A 23,508-nucleotide genomic window follows, 5' to 3' on the forward strand; every position below is an offset into this window, starting at 1 on the left:
GAAAAACAGTCCTCCCTGGCCCGGCCGACAGCCGGACGCGCAACGCGGCGGCCCGTGAGAAACAGGGGCCGCTGATGGATGAAAGTCTAGGGAGGGCGCACGAACCGTGCGATGTCCTTCCCTTCGCCGGCATTACCCGGATCAGGTTCAAAGGGTTACCGCATGACGCGGAATCTCAGCCCAAACAGGCTCCCCCAGGAATTGCCGCAAGATTAGGGTCGCGGCGAGCCAATGTCAACGCATGGATTCGTGCTAAGTTCGCCCGCTTGCGGCACCTGTTTGCATGCGTGCCGGTGAACTGAAGAGCCCACCATGTCCATTGCCCATCGCTCCCCTGCCCTGAACGAACAGCTGGTTATTGTCACGGGAGGCGCCCGTGGATTGGGCGCGCACATCACGCGGGCCTTCCTGCGCGAGGGCGCGCGCGTGGTGATCAATTATCTGAACAGTGCGGATGCCGCCCAGGCGCTGGCCGCCACCGCGCCCGACCGGGCGTTGGCAGTACAGGCCGACGTACGCGACGCCGCCGCCGTGGCCGGGATGATCGCGCAGGCGCAAAGCCACTTCGGCATGCCGGTGACCACGGTGGTCAACAATGCGCTGCCCGCCTTTCAGTTCAATGGCGATGCGCGCCCCCACGCCGACACCCTGACCTGGGACAACCTGAACCAGCAGATCGAAGGCTGCGTGCGCGGCGCGCTGAACACCACGCAGGCCGCGTTGCCCGGCATGCGCAGCGCAGGCGTCGGCCGCATCATCAACATCGGCACCAACCTGGTCCAGAACCCGGTGGTGCCGTACCACGACTACACCGCCGCCAAGGCCGCGTTGCTGTCGTTCACGCGCACGCTGTCGCAGGACCTGGGCCCGGATGGCATCACGGTCAACATGGTGTCGGGCGGCTTGCTGCGCACCACCGATGCATCGGCCGCCACGCCCGAAGCGGTGTTCGACCTGATTGCCGCCAGCACGCCTTTGCGCGCCGTCACCACGCCGGACCAGTTCGCCGATGCGGTGCTGTTCTTCGCCTGCCCCTGGTCGCGCAGCGTCACCGGCCAGAACCTGGTCGTGGACGGCGGCCTCGTCAAGAATTGATCGCCATGCTGCATCTGAACCTGTTCATCTTCGGCTGCGGGCACCACCGCGCCGCGTGGCGCCACCCGGACTCCGCCGCCGAACGGCTGGGCGACATCAGCTATTACGAAGCGCTGGCGCAGACGGCCGAACGCGGCAAGCTCGACGCCATTTTCTTTGCCGACGGGCAGTCCACCGACAACATCGGCGACGGGCCGCGCTGGTACCTGGAACCGCTCACGACCATGGCCGCGATTGCGCGCGCCACCCATCGCATCGGCTTGATCAGCACGGTGTCCAGCACCTTTTTCACGCCCTTTCACGCGGCGCGCATGGTGGCGTCGCTGGACCACATTTCGGGCGGCCGCATGGGCTGGAACGTCGTCACGTCCATGTTCGACGCCGAAGCGCGCAACCACGGCTTTGAAGCCATGCCCGGCCACGATTGGCGTTACGCGCGCGCCGAAGAATTCGTCGACGTGGCCTTGCGCTTGTTCGACTCGTGGCAAGACGACGCCCTGGCCATCGACCGCAACGGCTTCTACGGCGTCCCCGAACGTGTACGGCAGATCCACCACCACGGCGACCATTTCCTGGTGGACGGCCCGCTGACCGTACCGCGCCCGCCGCAAGGGCATCCCGTGCTGTTCCAGGCGGGCGCATCCGACCAGGGCCGCGACCTGGCCGCCCGGCGCGCCGAAGCCATCTATGCCGTGGCCTACGACCTGCCGGCCGCGCAAGCCTATTACCGCGACATCAAGCAGCGAGTGCGCGCCGCCGGCCGCAGCGCTTTTGTGCCGATCATGCCGGGCCTGGTTACCTATGTGGGGTCGACCGAGGCCGAAGCGCGCGCCAAGCAGCGCGAGCTGGACGTGTTGTTGCCCAGCGATGCCTCGTTACGCCAGTTGGGCACGTTTGTGTTGCAGGATTGCGCCGCGTGGGAACTGGACGCCCCCGTGCCGCCGCTGCCGCCCCTGCATGAGTTCAAGGGCCCGAAGGGCCGCTACGCCACGATTCTGCGGATTATCGAAACGGAACAACCCACCGTGCGCCAATTGCTGGGGCGCCTGGCGGCGGGTGGCGGCCACTGCACCATGGTGGGCACGCCGGAGCATATTGCCGACCAGATCGAACACTGGTTCAAGAACGAAGGGGCGGATGGGTTCAACCTGATGCCGCCGTCATTGCCAGGCGGCATCGACGATTTCGTGGATCACGTCATTCCGGTTCTGCAACGGCGCGGGCTGTTCCGTACGGAATACGAACACAGCAACTTGCGCGGGCACCTGGGTTTGCAACGGCCCGCGGGCTGACGGACCGGGCGCGCCCGTCAAGCGGAATTCCGTCTAAATCGCAACGAAATAGCAGACACAATTTATCAATTTGTACGCGACGAGGCGGCCGGCATTTTCCGTAATCAGATCAATGCTTGACGCAACACGAGCCGGCTGCCCGCCCCACGACTTGGCCCAGACTGTTGTAAGCAAGCCATAGCGCGCCCCGTTTTTAGATGTGAACGGGGTAACTGATATTTACTGCTTCAGCCTGCTGTCAGAGGGAGCGAAGCTGAATACGGCCCCAATATGTATATCCAGAACCATTACGTAGTTTTCAGTTTCATGTTTTCGAGCCGCCTTCCCTATTGTTGAGGCCTGGGCTGCTTTCACTCCCCTGAAAGCAGGCAACGCAAGCCTTAGAACCGGATGTGGATATGAAACTAACAAAAACTTTGCTCGTTGGCGCGATTTTGGCTGGCATGGCCGGTGCGGCGCAGGCGGAAACGTCCGTCACCTTGTACGGCATCGTTGACTTGGGCATGACCTATCAACGCGGCAAGGTCGGCACCACCGATTCAAACCGTGGCGTGAATGGCGGCGACTACCACTCCCGGATCGGCATGAACGACGGCATCCAGAACGGTTCGCGTTTTGGCTTGCGCGGCACGGAAGACCTGGGCGACGGCCTGTCGGCGGTCTTCACGTTGGAAAGCGGCTTTACGGCTAACAACGGCAACCGCTCGCAAGGTGACCGCCTGTTCGGCCGCCAAGCCACGGTGGGCCTGAACAGCGACCAATTTGGTCTGCTGGAACTGGGCCGCCAAACCAACATCGCATCCAAGTACTTCGGCGACATCGATCCGTTCGCGCTGGACTACCTGAACGCCAACATGGGCTTGGCCTTCAGCGCCGCGAACACGGTTCGCTACGACAACATGGTCATGTACCAGACCCCGGTCTGGAGCGGCTTCCAAGGCGGCGTCGGTTACTCGTTCTCGACGGACGACGTCGAAGGCCCGACCGGCTTCAAGACCAAGGAAAACAACCGCGCCTGGACGGCCGGCGTGCGCTACGACAACGGCCCCTTGAAGCTGGCCCTGTCCTATGACGTGCAATACCGCAAGCCGAACCAGCCGCAACCGCAGCAGTTCATCATCGGTGGCGCTTACGACTTCGAAGTCATCAAGCTGTCGCTGGCTTATGGCCGTTCCGAAGACGGCGTCTTCGCCGGACAAGACTTTTCGCTGATGGGTGGCCGCCAGCAAGCCGGTGGCACGGCCCAAGGCCAAGGCTTCACCAACGGCCGCTTCACCTGGGACGGCCTGCGCATCAACTCGTACATGGTTGGCGTGAGCGCCCCGATCGGCGCGGCCAGCAACATCTTCGCGTCGTGGCAGCGTGCTGACCCGAACAAGAACCTGTACGCCATGGACATCTACAGCGTCGGCTACACGTACGACCTGTCCAAGCGCACCAACCTGTACGCCCTGGCTTCCTACGCCGACGGCGCCGCCTTCATCAACGGCAACAAGATCAGCACTGTTGGCGCCGGCATCCGCCATCGCTTCTAAACAGGCTGCGGGCCGCCCCTGCTGAGCAGAGTCGGGGCGGCCTATCTGTACTTAGGCCATCCGTGATCGGATGGCCTTTTTTTATCTGGTGTGGGGAAACAGACGCGGCGGCGCTAATGAAAGCGGGCGCGGGAGATTCGCTGCGGGAGACTAGCGGGAGCGCCTCGCTGCGGAGGGCTAGCTGACCGACGGCGCGGGTTCGACACGCTTGGCGGCGTGCGCCGTTGCGCGGGGCGCGCCTGTCGCGCGGGTGGCGGCAATGCGGGCGGCAGTACGGGGGGCAATGCGGGCGACTCTGCGCGCAGCGAACCAGTCGTAAAGGACGACGCCGGGGTGGCGCAACAACACAGCGGCAAAAGCGATCAGTGCAACGCTTGCAATAACCAGGGTTGGCCAGGACATCTGACGCCCCTCCTTGAAGAACATTCCGGCTTGGAAACCAGACGAAAAATCGTGTGCGAAAAACTCACATACGGCGTATTTGGCAGCTACTGTACCGCACAAAACCAGCGAAATTGGCCGTTTCCCGGGTGGAAAACACTGTTCCGTAACTCAGAGAAACACGTCATGGCTGCTGCCGGATACGCCTGGAAAACGCGACGGGGTCCTCTTCCGGCGCGGTAAGAGGGCCGACCGAAGCGCGCTTGCGCAGTTCTTCCAAGGCCACGCTGTCGTCCAACCCGCCTTGCTCGTATAGGTACTCGGGCAGATAGCCCGACAGCAACAGCCTGTGATCCAGCGGCAAGCCCGGCACAATCGCATTCACCATGTGGTAGACCAGCGTCGTGCAATTGGCGGTGACCGTGTGATAGAACCGGGGCGTTGTGACCAGCGTGTTGGCGGTATTCACGTAAGACAGGAACAGTTCACGCATGGCGCGCTCGGGCATGCGCACCGGATACAGGTAAACGCTTTCGCCGCGCGGCCCGGCGCGCACATACAGAATGTCGCGCTCTTCGGCGGCCACCACGCTCAGTTCGAACTGCTTGAAGAATCCGCCAATCTCCGAGAACTGTTCGCCGCGTTCCTTGCGGATTTCAACCGAGAACACCACGTGCCGCCCGTCGGAAAAGCCGAAGGAAACCAGCGTGTGCGCGATGGCTGGGCCTGCCCAGTACGACAGCGCCATGTCCACGGACTCAAGCTGGTCCAGATCGTACTGCCGCGTTTCCCAGCGCACGGTGTAGTCGTCGTCCGCGCGCCAGTCGAAATTGCGGACGTTTTCAAGCGTGACCGTTGAGCCCTGCACGGTGCCGCGCAGCATCTTCGCCACGTCGTCGGCCCAGATGCGGTCATTGCTTGGCGCCAGGGTCTGCCACCAACCGCACAGCAGCGCCAACCCGATCACGTAGGCCCACCCTGCTTGCCGCCGCCACCGGCTTGCGCGCCACCGCGTTTTGCACCACAGCGCCAGCACGGCGCCCACGCATAACGCGGTCCACACCAGGCCCGCGGCCCCCTTGCCCCACGCGCCACCAGGCGCTTGATAGGCCAGTGCCAAGCAGCCCCACACGGCGGACGCGGCCAGCAGCAGCGTCAACAACACCCGTCCTGCCACGGCCAACCCTCGGCGCAAGCCGCCCTGCCCCGCCGGCTTAGCCACCGCCATGCTGGCTCACGATTTCCAGCACGCCGTTGATGACGAACTGGACCCCCATGCACACCAGCAGAAAGCCCATCACGCGCGAGATGGCTTCGACGCCGCTCTGCCCGATCACCGCCACGATGCGGCCCGCCGAGCGCAGGCACACCCAGAACAGCACGCCCAGCAAGACGAAGACGATGACGGGGGTGACGACAACCACCCACTCGGGGTATTGCGGCGTAATGGAGGCATCCACCGAGGCCGCGCCGCTGATGATCATGGCGATGGTGCCGGGCCCCGCCGTGCCGGGCAGCGCCAGCGGCACGAACGCAATGTTGGGCACCTGCCGGGTTTGGGCGTCGGCCGCTGCTTCCGCGGCCAGCGTGCGAGGTTCCGCCGGCGGAAACAGCATGCTGAACCCGATGCTGACCACGATCAGCCCGCCCGCGATGCGCAGGCCCGGAATCGAGATGCCGAACGTGTGCATGATCCACGCGCCCGCGTAGTAGGTCACCAGCATGACGCCCACCACATAGAACGCCGCCTGCGTCACCTGGCGTTCTCGCTCTTTATAAGGAATCTGCCCGCCTAGCGACAGCAGCAAGGTCATGGACGTCAGGGGGTTGGCCAAGGGCAGCATCAGCGCCAGGCCCAGACTGGTGAGCTTGGCCAGTTCAATCAGGTCATCAATCATGGAACTCCTGAAAAAAATGCGGGCAAGAATGTACGGGAAAAACAAGCGCGGACCTTGCCGCGGGTTGTGTAGCGCACTCTACCTTACCCATTCCCCGGTGTCGCCCCACCCGCGCCATCAGCATCAGGCTTTCTGATTATCAACATCCATTAAACTGATGCAATTGCCGTGGCGGATGCCGCTGCCTAGCATAGCTGGATAGCTGGGATAGCTGGCACAGCGAAGACGGCACGACGCTATCGTGTCCCACCCGCAGCGCCTGTCAGCCCACCCACCGCCGCGCATTCATTTTGTGACCCGGAGTTTTCCCTTGAGCGACCTCTTTCATTTCAGCCGTGGCACCGCCCCGCTGCTGATTTCCATTCCCCATCTTGGCAGCCAGATTCCCGATGCGCAGCGCGCGCAAATGACGCCCTTGGGCTTGCAGTCCGGCGACACCGACTGGCACCTGGACACGCTGTACCAATTTGCCCAGGCCCTGGGCGCTTCCGTGATCGGCGCGCGCTATTCGCGCTATGTGGTGGACCTGAACCGCCCGCCCAACGATGAAAGCCTGTACCCCGGCCAGACCAAGACGGGTCTCTGCCCCACCCAGACCTTCCGTGGCGATGCGCTCTACCAGGACGACGCCGTGCTGACCGACGCCGAACGCGCGCAGCGCTTGCAGACCTATTGGCAGCCGTACCACGCGCAACTGCGCAGCGAAATCGACCGCATCAAGGCCGAGCACGGCACCGTGCTGCTGTGGGAAGCGCATTCCATCGCCAGCGTGTTGCCGCGCCTGTTCGACGGCAAGCTGCCCGACTTGAACATCGGCACGTCCGACGGCGCCGCCTGCGCGCCCGACATCCTGGCCGCCGTCCAGGCGCAACTGGACCCTTGCACCGACTACACCTGGGCCGTCAATGGCCGCTTCAAGGGCGGCTACATCACGCGCCACTATGGCTCGCCGGCCGACAACGTACATGCCATCCAACTGGAAATGTGCCAGTCCACCTACATGGACGAAACGCATCCCTACGGCTATCGCCCCGACCTGGCCGGCCGCGTCATCCCGGTGGTCGAAGCCATGGTGCGGGCCGCGCTGGAGCAGACCACGGCGCGCCAGCGCTAAGCACCAAGCGCTGAGCGCTAAGCGATAAACGCCAAGCGCCAGCCTTTCCCCCCACCACATCCAGGACCACCCAGGCCATGAACCGCTTTTCCTTCAGCACGACGGAAAACTATCCGGAATGGAGCCTGCTGTTGACCTGGGTGGCGGTGGTGGAAGCCGCGTCGGTGTCCGGCGCGGCGCGCCTGCTGGGCCTGTCGCAGGCGGCGGTGTCGCAGCGGGTCAAGCAACTGGAAGCCGCCATGTCGACCGAGCTGCTGGACCGCAGCACGCGGCCGGCGCGGCCGACCCCGGCGGGCGAACTGCTGTTCGATCACGCCGCGCGCCTCTTGGCGCAAGCCGGCGACATGACGGAAAGCGTGCGCAACCTGAGCCGCGCCAAGCGCAACATCGTGCGCTTCGGCTGCGTGGATTCCTTTGCCGGCACCTTGGGGCCAACCTTGATCCATGGCCTGTCCGGCGCGTCGCGCCAGATTCGTTTGTGGTCGGGCATTACGCCCGTGCTGGACAAGCAACTGGAAGACCGGCAACTGGACCTTGTCGTCACCACCAGCGCCGTAGCGGGCAAGCCCACCATCCGCAAGATCAGCCTGTTCAGCGAACCCTATGTGCTGATCGTGCCGCGCACGCTGGACGTGGACAAGATCGGCTCGCTGAAAGACCTGGGCAAGCGCATGCAGTTCATCCGCTACAGCGCGCGTTCATTCATCGGCGCGGAAATCGACCGCCTGATCGAAGCGCACGACGTGATGATCGAACGCACCTTCGAATTCGACAACACGGATCCGCTGCTCAGCCTGGTCACGGCGGGCATCGGCTTTGCGATCAGCACGCCGCTGTGCATCTGGCAGTCGCGCCATTTCGTGGACCAGTTGCGGGTGCTGCCGCTGGCGCCGTATCTGGGCGTGACGCGCGCCGATGATCCCGGCCTGTCGCGCACGCTATACCTGGCCTCGCGCCAGCAAGAGGTGGGCAAGCTGCCCACCGAGGCGCGCGACGTGATCCTGATGGCGGTGGAACGCCTGATCCAGAAAGACATCGCGCCGGCCCTCGGCCTGCCGCCCGCCACGCTCTGGCGCAGCATGCGGCGTTGACGCGGCCGGGCGCTTAAGCTCTTACAGCTCTTACAGCTCTTACAGCCCTTACAGCCCTTACAGTGACGCGGTCAGCGTCGGCACGGCCTCGAACAAGTCGCCCACCAAGCCATAATCCGCCACCCCGAAGATCGGCGCGTCGCCGTCCTTGTTGATGGCGACGATGGTCTTGGAATCCTTCATGCCGGCCAGGTGCTGGATGGCGCCCGAGATTCCCACCGCGATGTAGAGCGCCGGCGCCACGATCTTGCCGGTCTGCCCCACCTGCCAGTCGTTGGGCGCATAGCCCGCGTCCACCGCCGCGCGCGAGGCGCCCAGCGCCGCGCCCAGCTTTTCGGCCAGCGGGTCCAGCAGCTTGAAATGTTCGGCGCTGCCCAGCCCGCGCCCGCCCGACACCACCACGCGCGCACCGCCCAGTTCGGGCCGTTCCGACGCGGCGATGTCTCGGCGCTTGAATTGCGCAAGGCCCAGGTCGGCCACGGCGGCAATGGGTTCGATCGCCGCATTGCCGCCGTCCTCGGCCGCCGCATCGAATGCGGTGGGGCGGATCGTCGCCACCACGACGGCATAGCCGCTTTTTACCGTGGCAATGGCGTTGCCCGCGTAGATGGGGCGCTTGAACGTGTCCGGCGCCAGCACCTCGATCACATCCGACACCTGCTCCACATCCAGCAGCGCGGCTATGCGCGGGGCCACGCTCTTGCCCTGCGTGGTGGCAGCCATGAACACATGCGTGTAGCTGTCTGCGGCAGCGGCGACCGCTTGCGCGGCAAGATTCTCGGCCAGGCCATCGGCCAGATGCGGTGCATCCGCCAGCAGCACTTTCTGCACGCCCGCGATGCGCGCGGCGGCTTGCGCCACGGCCTGCGCGCCCGCGCCCGCCACCAGCACGTGGATCGGCACGCCCAGCTTGGCCCCGGCGGCAACGGCGTTGCGCGTGGCGCTATTCAGGGTGTGGTTGTCGTGTTCGGCAATAACTAGGACCGTCATCAGATCACCTTGGCTTCGTTCTTCAGTTTGTCGACCAGCGCGGCCACATCGGCCACCTTGATGCCGGGCGCGCGCGCCGCGGGCTCTTCCACGCGCAAGGTCGACAGGCGCGACGCGGGGTCCACTCCCAAGCCCTCGGGCGTGTCGATGTCCACCGGCTTTTTCTTTGCTTTCATGATGTTGGGCAGCGTGACGTAGCGCGGTTCGTTCAAGCGCAAGTCGGCCGTCACGATGGCGGGCAGGGTCAGGTCCAGCACTTCCAGGCCGCCGTCCACTTCCCGCGTGACACGCGCCGTGCCGCCGTCGATCTCGATGGCGCTGGCGTTGGTGGCTTGTGGCCAGCCCAACAGCGCGGCCAGCATCTGGCCCGTCTGGCAAGCGTCATCATCAATGGCCTGCTTGCCCAAAATCACCAGCGCGGGCTGTTCTTTCTGCACCACGGCGCGCAGCAGCTTGGCGACGGCCAGCGGTTGCAGCGCGGCGTCGGTCTGCACCAGCACGCCACGGTCGGCGCCGATGGCCAGCGCCGTGCGCAGCGTTTCCTGCGATTGCGCGGGGCCGCAAGACACGGCGACCACCTCCGTGGCCGCGCCCTGCTCTTTCAGGCGCACGGCCGCCTCGACGGCGATTTCATCGAACGGGTTCATCGACATCTTGACGTTGCCGATGTCCACACCGCTTTGATCGGCCTTCACGCGCACCTTGACGTTGTAGTCAACCACGCGCTTGACCGCGGTTAATACCTTCATGCAAACACTCCTGGGTCAGGGAATCAATGAACGCCTTGCGCCGCAACCGCGCAGGACGTCAAAAATGGATCGAATAAGACGGGGTTAAACCGCGCACCGGAAACCGCACGACTCAAATAGCACGACTCACACGGCAGCCGACGCGGGCACGCGCACGTCCAGCACCACTGCGGCCACACCATCCCGCGCCATGGGTTGTGCAGGCTCAAAGGCCTGCCGCGCATCGATGCCACAGGACACGCCGACCACATAGCTGCCCGCCGCCAGCGCCACGCCGGCATCGGCTGCCGCCTGGCTCAAGCGCCCCGCCTGCGCGGCGACAACGATCCGCAGCGTGTGCGTCGTGGCGCTGTCTTGCGCCAGCCCGCCCGCCTGCACCGCAGACTGCCCGCCGCCCACGCACAAGACGCTGGCCGCCGCCGCGCCGCGCAACACAAACAGGTTCAGCACGCGCACCGGCCCATTCAACAGGCGCGATTGAAATCCCGCATCGCCCGCGAAGGCCGTGGCCACACCGGGTGCAAGCGTGATGCGCCCGGCATCGACAACGTCGGCCGAATCCGCCACTTCGGCCACATCCGCCCCCTCCGCAACCAGCTCCACACCACCGCCCGTCAACACCACCGATACGCGGTCATAGCCGGGAAAGCGGGAATACGGCCCGTCGCGGTCGATGTCCGCCACGCTCACCCGCCAGCGCGGCGGTTGCTGGGCGGCATCCATCGACAGCGTGCGCGTGACGCCACCGCCGTTCTTCCAGGGTTCGGGCGTAACGGCCAGCCAGCTTGCGTGCAGCGGGCGCATCGCGTTACGAGACGGCGCCAAGGCCGTACTTGCCGGTCAGCAACGCACCGCTGGCAAAGCGGCCGATGTCATAAGGCTTGAGCGACACGTCCGTGGCCAGCCCCAGCGCTTCCTGCGCCAGCACGCGGCCCACCGTCGGCGACAGCTTGAAGCCGTGGCCTGAAAACCCGAAGCCCACGATCAGGCCCTGCACGCCCGGGACGCGGCCCAGCACCGGGTTCCAGTCCGGGGTGACGTCGTACACGCCCGTCCAGGACGAGGCCAGGCCCGCCGTCTCGTAGGCGGGAAAGCGCGTTGCCACCTGCTCGCCCACTTCGGCCACGTAGTCCAGCGGGATATCGCCTTGCTCGGCGTCGCTGTTTTGCAGCGCCTCGCCCACGATGCCTTCGCTGACCAGCATCTGGTTGCCGCCATAGCTGCGGCAATACAGCATGCCGGGCGAGGCCAGGTCCTTGAAGACCGGCATGGAATAGGTATAGGGCGCGGCGTCGCATTCCAGCGCCAGCACCGCGTGGCGCTCAGGCACGACCGGCATGGCCACGCCGGTCCAGCCCGCCAGTTCGGAGGTCCAGATGTTCTGCGTGCTGATCACCACGGGGCTGGCGTAATCGCCGTCAGAGGTGGACACGCCCACCACGCGGCCGTTTTCCACCAGCAGTTTTTTCACGTCCACGTTTTCGCGGATGGTCACGCCACGGCGGCGGGCGCCGCGCGCGAAGCTGGTGGCCACCAGGTAGGCATCGGCAAAGCCTGCTTCCGGTTCAAAGCCGATCAGCGCCGCGTTGTCGAACGAGGCAATGGGCAGCAGCTCGCGGGCCTGGGCGGGGTTCAGCAATTCCAGCGCAATGCCCTGTTCGCGCTGCTGGTCCAGCGCGCTCTGCAAGGGAGCCAGCTTGTCGTCGTCGGCGGCGGTGATCAGATAACCGCACTTGACCAGGCCGCAGGACGCTTCGTCGTCACCGACGTAGCTGGCGAAGTGGTTGAACACGTTCCAGGAACGCTGCGCCAGCTCCACGTTTTCGCGCACCGAATAATGGGTGCGCAAAATACCGGACGACTGCGAGGTCGTGCCCGCGCCGATGGTCGCGCGGTCCAGCACCAGCACGTTCTTCGCGCCCAGCTCCGCCAGGTGGAACGCCACCGAACTGCCGATCACGCCGGCACCAATCACGATCACGTCATAACTTTTCACGACAAGGCTCCAAGGACAAGTGGCGCGAGTGTGAACCTGCGTTAGTGGGCCGATCGCAATATAAGCATCGCGAATACTTAATAAAAGCGCCGCAAGAACAGGGAGTGACGAAAGCAGATTGCTTAAGCGCGGCGAATTTTGACCATCGCCGCTCCTTATATTCATGGCTTGGCGCGGCGGCCGGGTGAAAGTCTCGTCTGCCGCACCATAGAGTGCCGGCGACATGGAATCTATCCGTCAATCTACATCCACGTAGGGGAAAAATATGAACATGAATCGCCGCGCCATGCTGGTGCGCACCGCTGCCCTGGCGGGCGCAAGCGCCCTGGGCTTTCCGATGATCGGCCGCGCCGCCAATGCGTCTTATACGTATGGCGGCTCGGCGTGGCTGGGCCACTATTCGGCCTACATCGCCATGAAAACGGGCCTGTTCGCCAAGCAAGGCCTGGACATCAAGTGGCAAAGCTTCGCCACGTCGTCCGACCGCATGAGCGCCGTGATGGCCGGCAACATCGACCTGGCCGGCACCGGCGTGGTGTCGTCGCTGGCCTTGATGGCGGCCGGCGCGCGCCAGTTTCAGGTGATCGCCACGCCCAACAACTTCGGCCGCGCCGAAGGCGTGCTGGTGCGCGAAGACGTGAAGTCGGTGGCGGACCTGAAGGGCAAGAAGATCGGCGTCACCTACGCCTCCAGCGCGCACGTGCTGCTGCTTGATGTGCTGCGCCAGGCCGGTCTGGACGCCGAGCGCGACGTGTCCATCATCAACCTGCCGGCCACCAACCTGCTGTCTGCCTACCAGGGCAAGCAGATTGATGCGGCGGTGGCCTGGACGCCCGCGTTCGACCGCATCAAGGCCGTGCCCGGCACGCACGTGCTGCTGGACGACACCGCGTTCTCGCTCTACAAGCAATACGCCATCACTCCCGGCCCGGACGTGCTGCTGACGCACGCCAAGCTGGGGCGCGAGAACCCGGAAGCGGTGAAGAAATTCCTGCACGCGGTGTTCCAGGCCAACGCCATGCTGACCGAGCAGCCCGATGAGGCCGCCGGCGTGCTGTTGGAGCTGACCGGCTTGTCGCGCCCCGAGCAACTGGCCGTCATCAAGCAGACGCAGTGGTATTCCGCCGCCGACCAGAAGGCCTTGATGGTGGACCCGGGCAACTTCGTCACCGGCATGCAGCAGTTGGCCCAGATGCTGGTATCGCTCAAGCAGATCGACAAGGCGCCCCAGGTCAAGGACTGGGTCCAGGCCTCGTACCTGTAAACGCGGAACCCAATCGCCATGTCCGCGCGCTCGTCTTCAAAGGAAACACGGCTGATCTGGGTCAGCGTGTTTTCGCTTCTTGGCTTTCTGTTGCTGTGGGAAGGCCTGTGCCGTGCCGGCGCGGTCGACCCCATCTTTTTGCCCGCGCCGTCCCAGGTGCTTGCGCGGGCCTTGTCCATGTCGGACCAGGGCACGCTGTTCTACAACGTGCTGGCGTCCACGCGGCGCGTGATGGTGGGCTTTCTGGCGGCCGTTTTCGTGGCCATACCGCTGGGCATCTTGCTGGGCACCTCGAAGGTGGCGCGCGCCGTCTTCGACCCCATCATCTCGTTCCTGCGGCCGCTGCCGTCAATGAGCTGGATTCCGCTGTCGCTCTTGTGGTTCGGCATTACCGAAACGCAGAAGTACAGCATCGTCTTCATGGGCTCGTTCGTGCCCGCGCTGCTGTATGTGATGGAAGCCTCGCGCAGCATTGACCCGGTGCTGGTGCGCGCGGCGCGCAACCTGGGCGCCAACCGCTGGCAGGTGATGCGTGAGGTGCTGTTTCCCGGCTGCCTGCCGCAGATTCTGTCGGGCATGAAGATCATCCTGGGCCTGTCCTGGACCTGCGTGATCTCGGCGGAACTGGTCGCTTCGCGGGAAGGCCTGGGCTTCATGATCATGAACGGCAAGGAATTCTTCCAGACCGACACCGTGGTGCTCGGCATGGTGCTGATCAGTTTCACCGTGCTGGTGACCGATCTGTGTTTGCGGCTTCTTGAACGGTGGGTGCTGGCATGGCAACGATGAACGAAACGATGATCCAGCTGACCGACGTGTCCAAGGCCTATGGCGACGTGACCGTGCTGGACAAGGTCAACCTGGAGGTCAAGCGGGGTGAATTCCTGGTGCTGCTGGGCGCGTCCGGCTGTGGCAAGTCCACCTTGCTGAACCTGATGGCCGGCTTCATCCAGCCCAACACGGGCACGGTGGCCATCAATGGCAAGACGGTCACCGACGTGACCGCCGCCTGCGGCATGGTGTTTCAGCAGTACGCGCTGTTTCCGTGGCGCACCGTGCAAGAGAACGTGGAATTCGGCTTGAAAATGCGCGGCATGTCCAAACAGGAACGTGCCCCGATTGCCCGCAAGTTCATCGAGATGGTGGGTTTGAAACAGGCGGCGGACAAGTATCCGCATGCGCTGTCGGGCGGCATGAAGCAGCGCGTGTCGATTGCGCGCGTGCTGGCCAACGACCCGGACGTGATGCTGTTCGACGAGCCCTTCGCCGCGCTGGACGCCATGACGCGCCAAGTGCTGCAAGACCAGTTGCTGTCCATTTACGAACAAAGCGGCAAGACGATTGTGTTCATCACGCATTCGATCGACGAGGCGCTGACGCTGTCCACCCGCATGGCCGTGATGGGCTCCAAGCCCGGGCGCATCGTGCAAGACATCCACAATGACCTGCCGCATCCGCGCAGCGCCGACGTGCAGTTGTCGCCGCGCTTTGTGGAATTGAAGCGGTCGATCTGGGAACGGGTGCAGGAAGAGGTCACGCGCAGCATGGAGCTGACGACCGACTAGCCGGGTCTGGCCTGGCCGCTACCAGGCCCCCTGGCTGCGGCCTTCTTCGGCCAGGAACTCCACCAGCGCGGGCAGCGACGCATCCATCGGCCGGTTGGCGTGGATGCGCATCACATAACCCCACGAGCCCGGCATGCGCAGTTGCGGCATCAACGGCACCAGGCGGCCGCTGGCAAGGTCTTCATCGATCAGCGGCGCGCGCCCCAGCGCGATGCCCACGCCAGCGGCGGCCGCCGCCACCACGGTGCTCAGGCCGCTCAAGACCATGGGCTCTTGCCAATCCGATTCGGCCAGCCCCAAACGCGGGCCCCAGGTGCGCCAATCGGTTTCGGGGCTGTCGATATGTTTTTCCTCCAGCCAGCGGTGCCGCAGGAACACGCGGGGGTCGCCGCGCTCGGCTTCGGGGATCAGCGCGGGGCTGCACACGGGCACCACGGTTTCCGTCATCAGTGCAATGTCGCCCGGCTCGGCCAGATGCGGCCCCCGGGCGCGCACGTGCAGGAAGGCCAGGTCGATGTCCTGGCTTTTCCAGGCGGGGTCCTGGCTGGCGTGCAAGTAGACCTGCACGCCGATGTCGGGATGCAGTTCGATGAAGCGCCCGATGCGCGGCGCCAGCCACAATGCGGCCAGCGAGGGGTTGGCCGACACGTTCAACGTGTAGCGGCGGCGGCCCCTCGCGCTGGCGCGGACGTCGCGGCAAGCGGCCTCCAGAAGGGTCAAGGCCTGTTGTACGGAAGCCAGCAATTTGGCGCCCGCTTCGGTGGTTTCGGCGCGGCGCACCGTGCCGCCCCGGCGCAGCAATTGCACACCCAGGTCTGTCTCCAGCGCGCGTAGCTGATGGCTGACCGCGCTTTTAGTGACATGCAGCTCGCCCGCCGCGCGGCTCAGGCTGCCCAGGCGGGCAACGGCCTCGAACGCACGCAGCGCGGCCAAAGGCGGCGTATGCGTGGGCAGATCGGGGGATGGATTCTGGTTGGGCAGATCAGACATGGGGTTGAGTTTATCTCAACCCAAGATTGAAAAAGACTCGCTATCGCAACGGCGTCGGATCAGCGACCATGCAGGCTCTGCATGGAGCATTGATATGTATTTCGACTCTCGGTTGTGGCGCCTGACGGCGGGATTGCGCGCCGGCATGGCGGGCGGCATTTTCCTGGGCCTCTTGGCGCTGGCGGCGGGCATTGCCCGTTATGTGTTCCTGGGCCAGTTGCTGGCCCGCGTGTTCGACGGCGCGCCGTGGCAAGACTGGATCGTGCCCGCCCTGTGCGTGGGCGCCATGGTGCTGCTGCGCGCGCTGTTCGACCACTGGCGCACCGTGCAGGCCAACCACACGTCGGCGCAAATCCAGCAGACCTTGCGCGGCAAGCTGTACGACCGCATCGTCGCCCTGGGGCCGGCCTGGTTCGCCAACCAGCGCACGGGCGGCGTCATGCTGACCGTGGTGGACGGCGTGGAGCAGTTGCAAACCTTCTTCGGTCAATACCTGCCGCAGGTCGCCATTGCGGCGGCCGCGCCCTTTGCCATCTTCGCCGTGATCGCGTTCTGGGACGTGCCCACCGCGCTGGTGTTTCTGGTGGCGGCGCTGTTCGCGCTGTTCGGCCCGATGGCGGTGCACATGCTGGACCGCCGCGCCAGCCAGGCGCGCACGCAGGCGCTGAATGCCTTCGGCGAAGACTTCCTGGACGCGGTGCAAGGCCTGCCCACGTTGAAGTCCTACGGCCAGGGCAAGGCCTGGGGCCGGCGCCTGGCGGCCCGTGCCCGCAGCCTGTCGGACAACACGTTCTGGGTGCTGTCGGTCAGCCTGTTGACGCGCGGCATCAGCGACCTGGGCGTGGCGCTGGGCGCCGCGCTGGCCCTGACGCTGGGCGCCTGGCGCGTAGCCGCGGGCGACATGAGCGTGGAAGCGCTGCTGATCGTGCTGATGGCCGGCACCGAGATCTTCCGGCCGCTGCGCGACCTGCGTTCGGTCTTGCACCGCGGCATGCTGGGCCAGTCGGCCGCCGTCAGCATCCATGCCTTGATGGACGCGCAGCCGCTGACGCCCGTGCCCAGCAGGGCCTTGGGCACGCGCAACACGGCCGCCCATCCAGCGCCCAACCAACTCGCGTCCGCCCCCCTGTCGCCCACGATCGAATTCGACAACGTGGCGTTTTCCTACACGCCCGAGCGCCGCGCGCATCAAGGCCTGGCGTTCCGCATCGCCGCGGGCGAACGGGTCGGCGTGGTCGGCCCCAGCGGCGCGGGCAAGTCCACCATCGTGCGGCTGCTGCTGCGCGAATGCGTGCCGCAGGCGGGCGTCATCCGCGTGGGCGGGCACGATGTGAACACGCTGGACACGCAAACGCTGCTGTCGCAAATTGCGCTGGTCAGCCAGGACATCACGCTGTTTCACGGCACCATCGACGACAACCTGCGGCTGGGCCGGCCCGACGCCACGCACGAGCAGGTGCGCGCCGCCGCCCGTGCCGCGAATATCGACGACTTCATCATGGCGCTGCCCGACGGGTACGCCACCCGCATCGGCGAACGCGGCCTGCAATTGTCGGGCGGGCAACGCCAGCGCGTGGCCATCGCGCGGGCGCTGCTGCGCGATGCGCCCATCCTGATCCTGGACGAAGCGCTGTCATCGGTAGACACCGAAAACGAAGCGCTGATCCAACAGGCGCTGGACCGCCTGATGGCCGGCCGCACCACGCTGATCCTGGCGCACCGGCTGGCCAGCGTCATCGGCGCCGACCGCAGCCTGGTGCTGGATCAGGGCCGCGTGGTGGAAGCCGGGCCGCATGAGCAACTGATGCAGGCGCGCGGGCTGTACTACCGCTTGATGCATGAGCAGGCCGAGGCGCACCGGAACCCGTCGGCCGGTGTGGCCGCCTTGGCGTCGGCTCCGGTGCTGGATGCCGCCAAGCCCGACGATGCAGACGACGACGGCGGCACGCAAGGCCCCGCCCTACGCCCGTTGGATGCCGATGCCGACCAGGTGGGTTGGCGCGCCACGCTGGGCACCTTGCTATCCGTGGTCAAGCCATGGCGCGGCACGCTGACCGCCACCATCCTGCTGGGCGTCGCGCGGGTGGCCGCCTTCATCGGCGTGGGCGTGTTCAGCGCGCTGATCGTAGCCGCCATCCGCGATGGGCGCGAGGTTTCCGGCCTGATCGTCGGCCTCTTGGTCTGCGCGCCGCTGGCCGCCTTGTTCCATTGGCTGGAGTCGTGGCTGGCGCACGCGATGGCCTATCAGTTGCTGGCCGACATGCGGGTGAAGCTGTTCGACAAGCTGGAGCGCCTGGCGCCCGCCTACCTGTTGCAGCGCCGCTCGGGCGACCTGGTTGCGCTGGCCACGCAAGACATCGAGATGGTCGAGTACTTCTACGCGCACACCATCGCCCCGGCCATCGTGTCGGTGCTGGTGCCGCTGTCGGTGCTGGGCTTTCTGGGCGTGTATAGCTGGCCCGTGGCCTTGGCGCTGCTGCCCTTCCTGGCCTATGCGCTGGTGTCGCCCGTGCGCGGCCGCCGCCATATCGATACGCTGGGCGACAAGGCGCGGCAGGCGCTGGGCGAAATGAGCGCGCACACCACCGACACCATCCAAGGCCTGGCCGACCTGACCGCCTTCCAGGCCACCGACCGCCGCCGGGGCCAGTTCCTGAAAGTGGCTGATCAATACCGCATCCGCCGCCTGGACATCCTGCGCGACCTATCCAAGCAAACGGCCTGGTTTGAAGTGGCCATGGGCTTGGGCGGGTTGGCCGTGGCGGTCGTGGGCGCCTTGCAGGTATCCGCGGGCGCGCTGTCGGCCAGCATGCTGCCCTTGCTGGTCTTGATTGCGATGGCGACCTTTCTGCCGGTGTCCGAGATTTCGCAGGTCAGCCGCCAATTGGCCGACACCATCGCCGCCACGCGCCGCCTGCACGTGGTCAGCAACGAGCCCGAACCCGTCACCGACGGTCCGCTGGCGCCGCCGGTGGCCACGCATGGCTTGTCGTTGGCGTTTGAGCACGTCAGCTTCGCCTACCCCGGCAAACAGGAAGACACGCTGAAGGACTTGAGTTTCAAGGCGCCGGCCGGGGCAACCGTGGCCATCGTGGGCGCCTCGGGCGCCGGCAAAAGCACCGTGGCCAGCCTGTTGCTGCGTTTCTGGGACCCGCGCCAGGGCGCGGTCAAGCTGGACGGCCTGGATGTGCGCCAACTGCAATTGGACGGCTTGCGCGAGCGTGTGGCCCTGGTCACGCAAGACACCTACCTGTTTAACGACACACTGGAGGGCAACATCCGGCTGGCGCGCCCCGAGGCCACCCCCGAGGAACTGGCGCGCGCGCTGGACCAGGCGGCGCTGACGACATTCGTACAGCAACTACCCGACGGGCTGGCCACCAAGGTGGGCGAACGCGGCATGCAGTTGTCGGGCGGGCAGCGCCAGCGCATCTCGATTGCGCGGGCCTTCCTGAAGAACGCGCCGGTGCTGATCCTGGACGAGGCGACTTCGCACCTGGACACCTTGTCCGAGATGCAGGTGCGGACCGCGCTGGACGCGCTGATGCAGCACCGCACCACCCTGGTGATTGCGCACCGGCTGTCCACCATCCGCAACGCGGACCTGATCCTGGTGCTGGATCGCGGCACGCTGGCCGAGGCAGGCACGCATGACCAATTGCTGCGCAAGCAAGGGGCCTATGCGCGCCTGGCCAGCCACCAGGGCGGCTACACGGTCAGTAGCGCAACGTCTCAACCGACTTAGCGTTGGCGCGCACTTCCGCATCCGTGAACCAGACGCGCTTGCTGCCAAAGTGGTTGTACAAGTCGAACTGGTCGCGGGTGTGGACGGACGGCGTGCCGTCCGGCGCCACGAAACCGCTCTGCCCCGGCGCCACCACGTCCACCGCGCGCACGCCCTTGCCGTCGAACACCGTCATGTTGTTTTCGGTGCCCCGGTTTTGGGTAGCGGAAAAACTCAGTACTGCCTTGTCGTCCGCCTGCGGCACGCCCAGGAAGTTCTTCGGCGCAAACACCATCGGCGGCGCGGGGATGCGCCACGCGGCCGGGTCCTGGCCATACGCTTTTTGCAAGGCGGCCAGGGCCTCGTCCAGCGCGGCCAGGCTGACCGCTTCCGGGCGCTTGCCGTTGAAGAAGTCATAGGGCTGGGGCACGCCGGCGTCGGGGCCAGCCAAGGCGTTGAACAAGACCTTCACGCCCACGGTCAGGTTGAGCGAACCGGTGGCCGGCGTGGCGGGGGTGGGATAGCCCGTGGCGCTGTACCACTTGAAGAAGTCGGCGGGCATCTCGTCGGCCAGCGTGCTGCGCAGCATGGCGCGCAGCCAGGCGTCCATCACGGCGGACCCGGCGTTGTCGTAGTAGCCGGGCTGTTTGTCGCTGGTGCCCATGCCGTCCCAGGTGGACAAGTCGGCCACCAGCCGCGCGCGTGCGTCATCAGCTGGCAAGCCCGCCACGGCGCGTTGCAGGAACGGCAGGAAGTGGCGGCGGTTGACGTCGGCGTAGCTGGTGGTGCGGATCAAGTCCCACATTTGCTGCGCGCTGATCTTGCCGCCATCGGCCGTCATGGCCTTCATGCGCGTTTCGATTTCGGCGTAGCGGTCGGCCTGGCCCCACACGATGGCGAACAGGTCGGTGGACGGGTAGCCGCGCATGGGCTGGTTGTTCCAGTTGGCGATGTAGCCTTGGCGCGGGTTGTAGACCTGCGGGTTGGTGGCGAACGGCAGCATGCCGTCCCAATCCATTTCACCCGTGCCGGGCACGGGCAGGCGCGGGTCATGGCCGGGTTTGCGCTTGGGATAAAAGCCGGTGTGCGCATAGCCGATGTTGCCGCGGTCGTCGGCGTAGTACCAGTTGATGGTCAGCGCGTGGCGCGCGGCCTGCTGCTTCCACTGGTCCCAATTGCGCGCCTGCGTCTTGTGCGTCCAGGCCATCAGCGATTGCAACTCAAAGCCTTCCCACGCGCGCGCCTTGGCGTAGGCCACATGCTGCTTGTCGTCGAACTTGGTCACGATGCCATGCACCGTGCGGTACACGTCCATCAATACCGGCTTGCCGTCCTTGACCTGGATAAGCTCGGTGCGCTTTTCCATCGTCTTCCATTCGCCATTGTGAAAATAGCGGGTGCGGTCGGCGGGGTCGAGCTTTTCGGCGTAGATGTCCACGTCGTCGCCAAAGCCTGCCGTGGAGCCCCAGGTGACGTGCGCGTTGTGGCCAAACAGAATGCTGGGATAGGCGAACGGGGTGTTGCCCACCACGTCGTAGCCCGCGCCGTGCAGGCCGATGCCGTAGGTGTAGGCGGGGTTCCACCAGCCGAACTGCGGGCCGTTCAACAAGATGGAACGCGCGTCCTTGGCGTGCTCGCGTCCCACGATCCACATATTGCTGGTGGTGGGAAAGCCGGCGATGCCAGGCTGGCCGCTTTGCGCAAACTGCGCCAGCAGGCGGGCGGGCGCGTCGGCGGGTGCGTCTTGCAGCACGCCGCGCGTTTGCGGGTCGCGCGCCACGCGCTCCAGCATGGGCGGCGTGCCGTCGTAGCGCGGCAAGGCGTAGGACAGCTTGGCGGGCGCGCGCGCGGTGGCGGGTTGATAGGTGGCGGGCTGATAAACCCCCTCTTCTTCCGGCACCGTGGTCGGCGCGCGGCTGTCGGTCATCCAGCGCAATTGGTTGAAGATCTGCATGGCGCGCGCCTCGCCGTGCTTGTCGCGTAGCGCGGTCAGCAGCGCCAGGTTGTCGATTTCGCTATTGGCGTCCGAAAACCGGTTGGCCATGGTGCCCACGAACACCATCGCCACGTCATAGGGCGTCCAGTCGGACGGCTGGAATTGCAGGTCGTTGAATTCCTTGGGCATCAGCGTGCCGGGTTCGGCGCGCACGCGCGCAATCCATGCATTCATGCCGGCCGCGTAACCGTCCAGAATCTGGCGTTCGGACGCGGGCAGCGCGGCCAGTTGGCGCTGGATGCGTTCGGGCGAAAAATTTCCGCGTATCGATTTGTCGAAGGCCACCATTTTTTCGCCCAACACTTCGGCCACCTGGCCTTGCGTGCTGCGACGCGCCATCTCCATCTGAAACAGACGGTCTTGCGCCACCGCGTAGCCGTAGCCGTAGAAGATGCCGTACACCGTGTTGGCGTAGACGTGGGGCATGCCGTAGCCGTCGCGGCGGATGGTGACCTGCCCGGCGGTGGGGCGCTGGGCGTCGGCGGTCAGGGACGGTTGGGATTGGGGCTGGGATTGCGCGTGCGCGGGGGCTGCGCCCACGCCGGCGCAGGCTGCCAGGATGGCGGCCGACAACAAATGCTGCTTCATTGACTCTGTCTCCAAATTGATAAACCGCGCCATGCTTGCGAGCGACCTTCAGCGCGGGATGCGGCGCCTCTGCGGGCGCCGTCCGGGGACCATGATAAGAAGCCGCTACTTATAATGCCAATGCATTTATGTCATGGATTCGATGCGTAAATCTCATGGACTTTCAGAAACTCAAACACCTGCTGGCGGTGGTCGAACACGGCACTTTTTCGCTGGCGGCGGAAAAGGTGAACCTGTCCCAACCCGCGCTTAGCCGCAGCATTCAGGCGCTGGAAACCGAGTTGGGCCTGCCGCTGCTGGATCGCGGCACGCGCCGGGTCCGCCTGACGCCCTACGGCGCTTGCGTGGCCGAGCGCGCGCGCCGCATGCGCTTCGAAGAAGCCGAGCTGCAACGCGAACTGAAGGCGTTGCACGGCGGCGATGCCGGCTCGCTGACCATCGGCCTGAGCCCTGCCCCGGCCTCGTTGCTGCTGTCGCCCTTTCTGGCGCACATGGCCGCCCACCGGCCCCAGGTGCGCGTGGGCGTCGAACTCGGCAGCACGGCGGCGCTGCTCGACATGCTGCGCGCCGAACGCATCGACGCCATGGTGTGCGATGCGCGCATGTTGTACGACGCCGCCGATATCGACACCCGCCCGCTCGCGCCGCTGCGCGCGGGCATGGTCTGCCGCAAGGGGCACCCCATCCTGGCGCACAAGCGCGTGGGCATCGAACAGGTGCGGCAATATCCGGTGGCCTCCAGCACGCTGAGCCCGGAGGTGTCGCTACGGCTTGCCGAAACCTTGGGGCCAGGCGGCGCGCCCGAACAGATGGTGACGCTGCGTTGCGAAAACCTGGATGCGCTGGCCGACCTGGCGCTGCATACCGACACGCTGCTGCTGGGCGTGATCTGCGTGACGCGGCGCGAACAAGAGGCGGGGCGACTCGTGGAAGTGCCGCTGCCGCCTGACCGCCAGCGCCAGGGCCATTACGTGCTGGCGCGCCTGGCCGGGCGCACGCCCCTGGCGGCGCAAGATGCGCTGTACGAATTCACGCAGCAATGTTGGGCGGGGTTCGCCGCGTTCAAGCCCCGCGGCCCCGGTCGTTGAAAAAAACCCACAGCGGCAATACCCACACAAAGCGCCCCGTTGATTCCCTTACATCATCTCTATAGAATCAGCAATTCGGGCCTTTGCCCATTCCTTTTTCATCCACTTCACTTACCGCCAGGGAGGCCGCATGATGTTTTGCCCCATGCTCA

The 23,508-nt window shown here is 65.6% G+C and carries 19 protein-coding genes and 1 riboswitch; of the genes, 10 read left to right on the forward strand and 9 right to left on the reverse strand.

The annotated features are described in order from the left end of the window. Positions 1 to 101: 101 nt before the first annotated feature. A riboswitch (TPP riboswitch) is annotated at positions 102 to 206 on the reverse strand. 106 nt (positions 207 to 312) lie between these two features. From M2361_RS10820 to M2361_RS10830, 3 genes are all read left to right on the forward strand, one after another. Further along, positions 313 to 1,095 carry a 3-oxoacyl-ACP reductase gene (locus M2361_RS10820; RefSeq protein ID WP_259248904.1) on the forward strand — a complete coding sequence of 261 codons (783 nt, stop codon included), beginning with the start codon at positions 313 to 315 and terminating at the stop codon, positions 1,093 to 1,095. A gap of 5 nt (positions 1,096 to 1,100) precedes the next feature. After that, a complete protein-coding gene (locus tag M2361_RS10825; protein WP_259248906.1) occupies positions 1,101 to 2,387 on the forward strand; it encodes an LLM class flavin-dependent oxidoreductase in 1,287 nt (428 codons plus the stop codon). Between the two features lie 398 nt (positions 2,388 to 2,785). Then, positions 2,786 to 3,922, forward strand: coding sequence for a porin (locus M2361_RS10830; protein WP_259248908.1), 1,137 nt, complete (start codon positions 2,786 to 2,788; stop codon positions 3,920 to 3,922). Positions 3,923 to 4,099: 177 nt separating this feature from the next. Here the strand turns inward: M2361_RS10830 and M2361_RS10835 are convergent, their stop codons facing one another. From M2361_RS10835 to M2361_RS10845, 3 genes are all read right to left on the reverse strand, one after another. Then, the gene (locus M2361_RS10835; RefSeq protein ID WP_259248911.1) at positions 4,100 to 4,324 is read right to left on the reverse strand and encodes a hypothetical protein; all 225 of its coding nucleotides are present in this window, start codon (positions 4,322 to 4,324) and stop codon (positions 4,100 to 4,102) included. 163 nt (positions 4,325 to 4,487) lie between these two features. Continuing rightward, positions 4,488 to 5,531, reverse strand: coding sequence for a DUF4105 domain-containing protein (locus M2361_RS10840; RefSeq protein ID WP_259248913.1), 1,044 nt, complete (start codon positions 5,529 to 5,531; stop codon positions 4,488 to 4,490). After that, positions 5,518 to 6,201, reverse strand: coding sequence for a MarC family NAAT transporter (locus M2361_RS10845; RefSeq protein ID WP_279994534.1), 684 nt, complete (start codon positions 6,199 to 6,201; stop codon positions 5,518 to 5,520). The genes M2361_RS10840 and M2361_RS10845 overlap by 14 nt, the downstream gene beginning before the upstream one ends. Positions 6,202 to 6,511: 310 nt before the next feature. On the opposite strand from M2361_RS10845, the gene hutG reads away from it, so the two are divergent. Both hutG and M2361_RS10855 read left to right on the forward strand, forming a co-directional pair. Next, entirely contained in the window at positions 6,512 to 7,315 is an 804-nt protein-coding gene (gene hutG, locus M2361_RS10850; RefSeq protein ID WP_050447943.1) for an N-formylglutamate deformylase, read from the forward strand. Between the two features lie 77 nt (positions 7,316 to 7,392). Then, positions 7,393 to 8,406, forward strand: a complete 1,014-nt coding sequence (locus tag M2361_RS10855) for a LysR family transcriptional regulator (protein WP_127184213.1) — start codon at positions 7,393 to 7,395, stop codon at positions 8,404 to 8,406. A 57-nt stretch (positions 8,407 to 8,463) separates the two neighbouring features. On the opposite strand, the gene M2361_RS10860 is transcribed toward M2361_RS10855, so the two are convergent. The 4 genes from M2361_RS10860 to M2361_RS10875 all read right to left on the reverse strand — a co-directional run bounded on the left by M2361_RS10860 (position 8,464) and on the right by M2361_RS10875 (position 12,141). Next, positions 8,464 to 9,396, reverse strand: a complete 933-nt coding sequence (locus tag M2361_RS10860) for an electron transfer flavoprotein subunit alpha/FixB family protein (protein ID WP_259248922.1) — start codon at positions 9,394 to 9,396, stop codon at positions 8,464 to 8,466. Further along, entirely contained in the window at positions 9,396 to 10,145 is a 750-nt protein-coding gene (locus M2361_RS10865; protein WP_259248924.1) for an electron transfer flavoprotein subunit beta/FixA family protein, read from the reverse strand. Before M2361_RS10865 ends, M2361_RS10860 begins: the two co-directional genes overlap by 1 nt. Before the next feature lie 126 nt (positions 10,146 to 10,271). After that, positions 10,272 to 10,949 (reverse strand): HutD family protein, encoded by a 678-nt coding sequence (locus M2361_RS10870; protein WP_259248926.1) that lies wholly within the window; start codon positions 10,947 to 10,949, stop codon positions 10,272 to 10,274. A 4-nt stretch (positions 10,950 to 10,953) separates the two neighbouring features. Continuing rightward, positions 10,954 to 12,141, reverse strand: coding sequence for an FAD-binding oxidoreductase (locus tag M2361_RS10875; protein ID WP_259248928.1), 1,188 nt, complete (start codon positions 12,139 to 12,141; stop codon positions 10,954 to 10,956). 265 nt (positions 12,142 to 12,406) lie between these two features. Between M2361_RS10875 and M2361_RS10880 the strand changes: the two genes are divergently transcribed. The 3 genes from M2361_RS10880 to M2361_RS10890 are packed head-to-tail and all read left to right on the forward strand — an operon-like array spanning position 12,407 to position 14,970. Beyond that, positions 12,407 to 13,405: an aliphatic sulfonate ABC transporter substrate-binding protein gene (locus M2361_RS10880; protein WP_259248930.1), complete on the forward strand. Its 999-nt coding sequence runs from the start codon at positions 12,407 to 12,409 to the stop codon at positions 13,403 to 13,405. A gap of 18 nt (positions 13,406 to 13,423) precedes the next feature. Further along, positions 13,424 to 14,194 carry an ABC transporter permease gene (locus M2361_RS10885; RefSeq protein ID WP_100855280.1) on the forward strand — a complete coding sequence of 257 codons (771 nt, stop codon included), beginning with the start codon at positions 13,424 to 13,426 and terminating at the stop codon, positions 14,192 to 14,194. Then, a complete protein-coding gene (locus M2361_RS10890) occupies positions 14,182 to 14,970 on the forward strand; it encodes an ABC transporter ATP-binding protein (protein WP_167401008.1) in 789 nt (262 codons plus the stop codon). Before M2361_RS10885 ends, M2361_RS10890 begins: the two co-directional genes overlap by 13 nt. An 18-nt stretch (positions 14,971 to 14,988) precedes the next feature. Here M2361_RS10890 and M2361_RS10895 read toward each other — a convergent pair whose 3' ends face one another. Continuing rightward, complete coding sequence (locus M2361_RS10895) at positions 14,989 to 15,960, reverse strand: LysR substrate-binding domain-containing protein (protein ID WP_259248936.1); 972 nt, start codon at positions 15,958 to 15,960, stop codon at positions 14,989 to 14,991. 94 nt (positions 15,961 to 16,054) lie between these two features. Here M2361_RS10895 and cydC point away from each other — a divergent pair, with 94 nt between their 5' ends. After that, the gene (gene cydC, locus M2361_RS10900; RefSeq protein WP_259248938.1) at positions 16,055 to 19,705 is read left to right on the forward strand and encodes a thiol reductant ABC exporter subunit CydC; all 3,651 of its coding nucleotides are present in this window, start codon (positions 16,055 to 16,057) and stop codon (positions 19,703 to 19,705) included. On the opposite strand, the gene M2361_RS10905 is transcribed toward cydC, so the two are convergent. Continuing rightward, a complete protein-coding gene (locus M2361_RS10905; protein WP_259248940.1) occupies positions 19,677 to 22,268 on the reverse strand; it encodes a penicillin G acylase in 2,592 nt (863 codons plus the stop codon). The genes cydC and M2361_RS10905 overlap by 29 nt on opposite strands. Before the next feature lie 155 nt (positions 22,269 to 22,423). Here M2361_RS10905 and M2361_RS10910 point away from each other — a divergent pair, with 155 nt between their 5' ends. After that, positions 22,424 to 23,356 (forward strand): LysR family transcriptional regulator, encoded by a 933-nt coding sequence (locus M2361_RS10910; RefSeq protein ID WP_259248942.1) that lies wholly within the window; start codon positions 22,424 to 22,426, stop codon positions 23,354 to 23,356. The last annotated feature ends 152 nt before the right edge of the window (positions 23,357 to 23,508 follow it).

Source organism: Achromobacter sp. JUb104 (assembly GCF_024806975.1).
GTDB classification, from domain to species: domain Bacteria; phylum Pseudomonadota; class Gammaproteobacteria; order Burkholderiales; family Burkholderiaceae_B; genus Achromobacter; species Achromobacter spanius.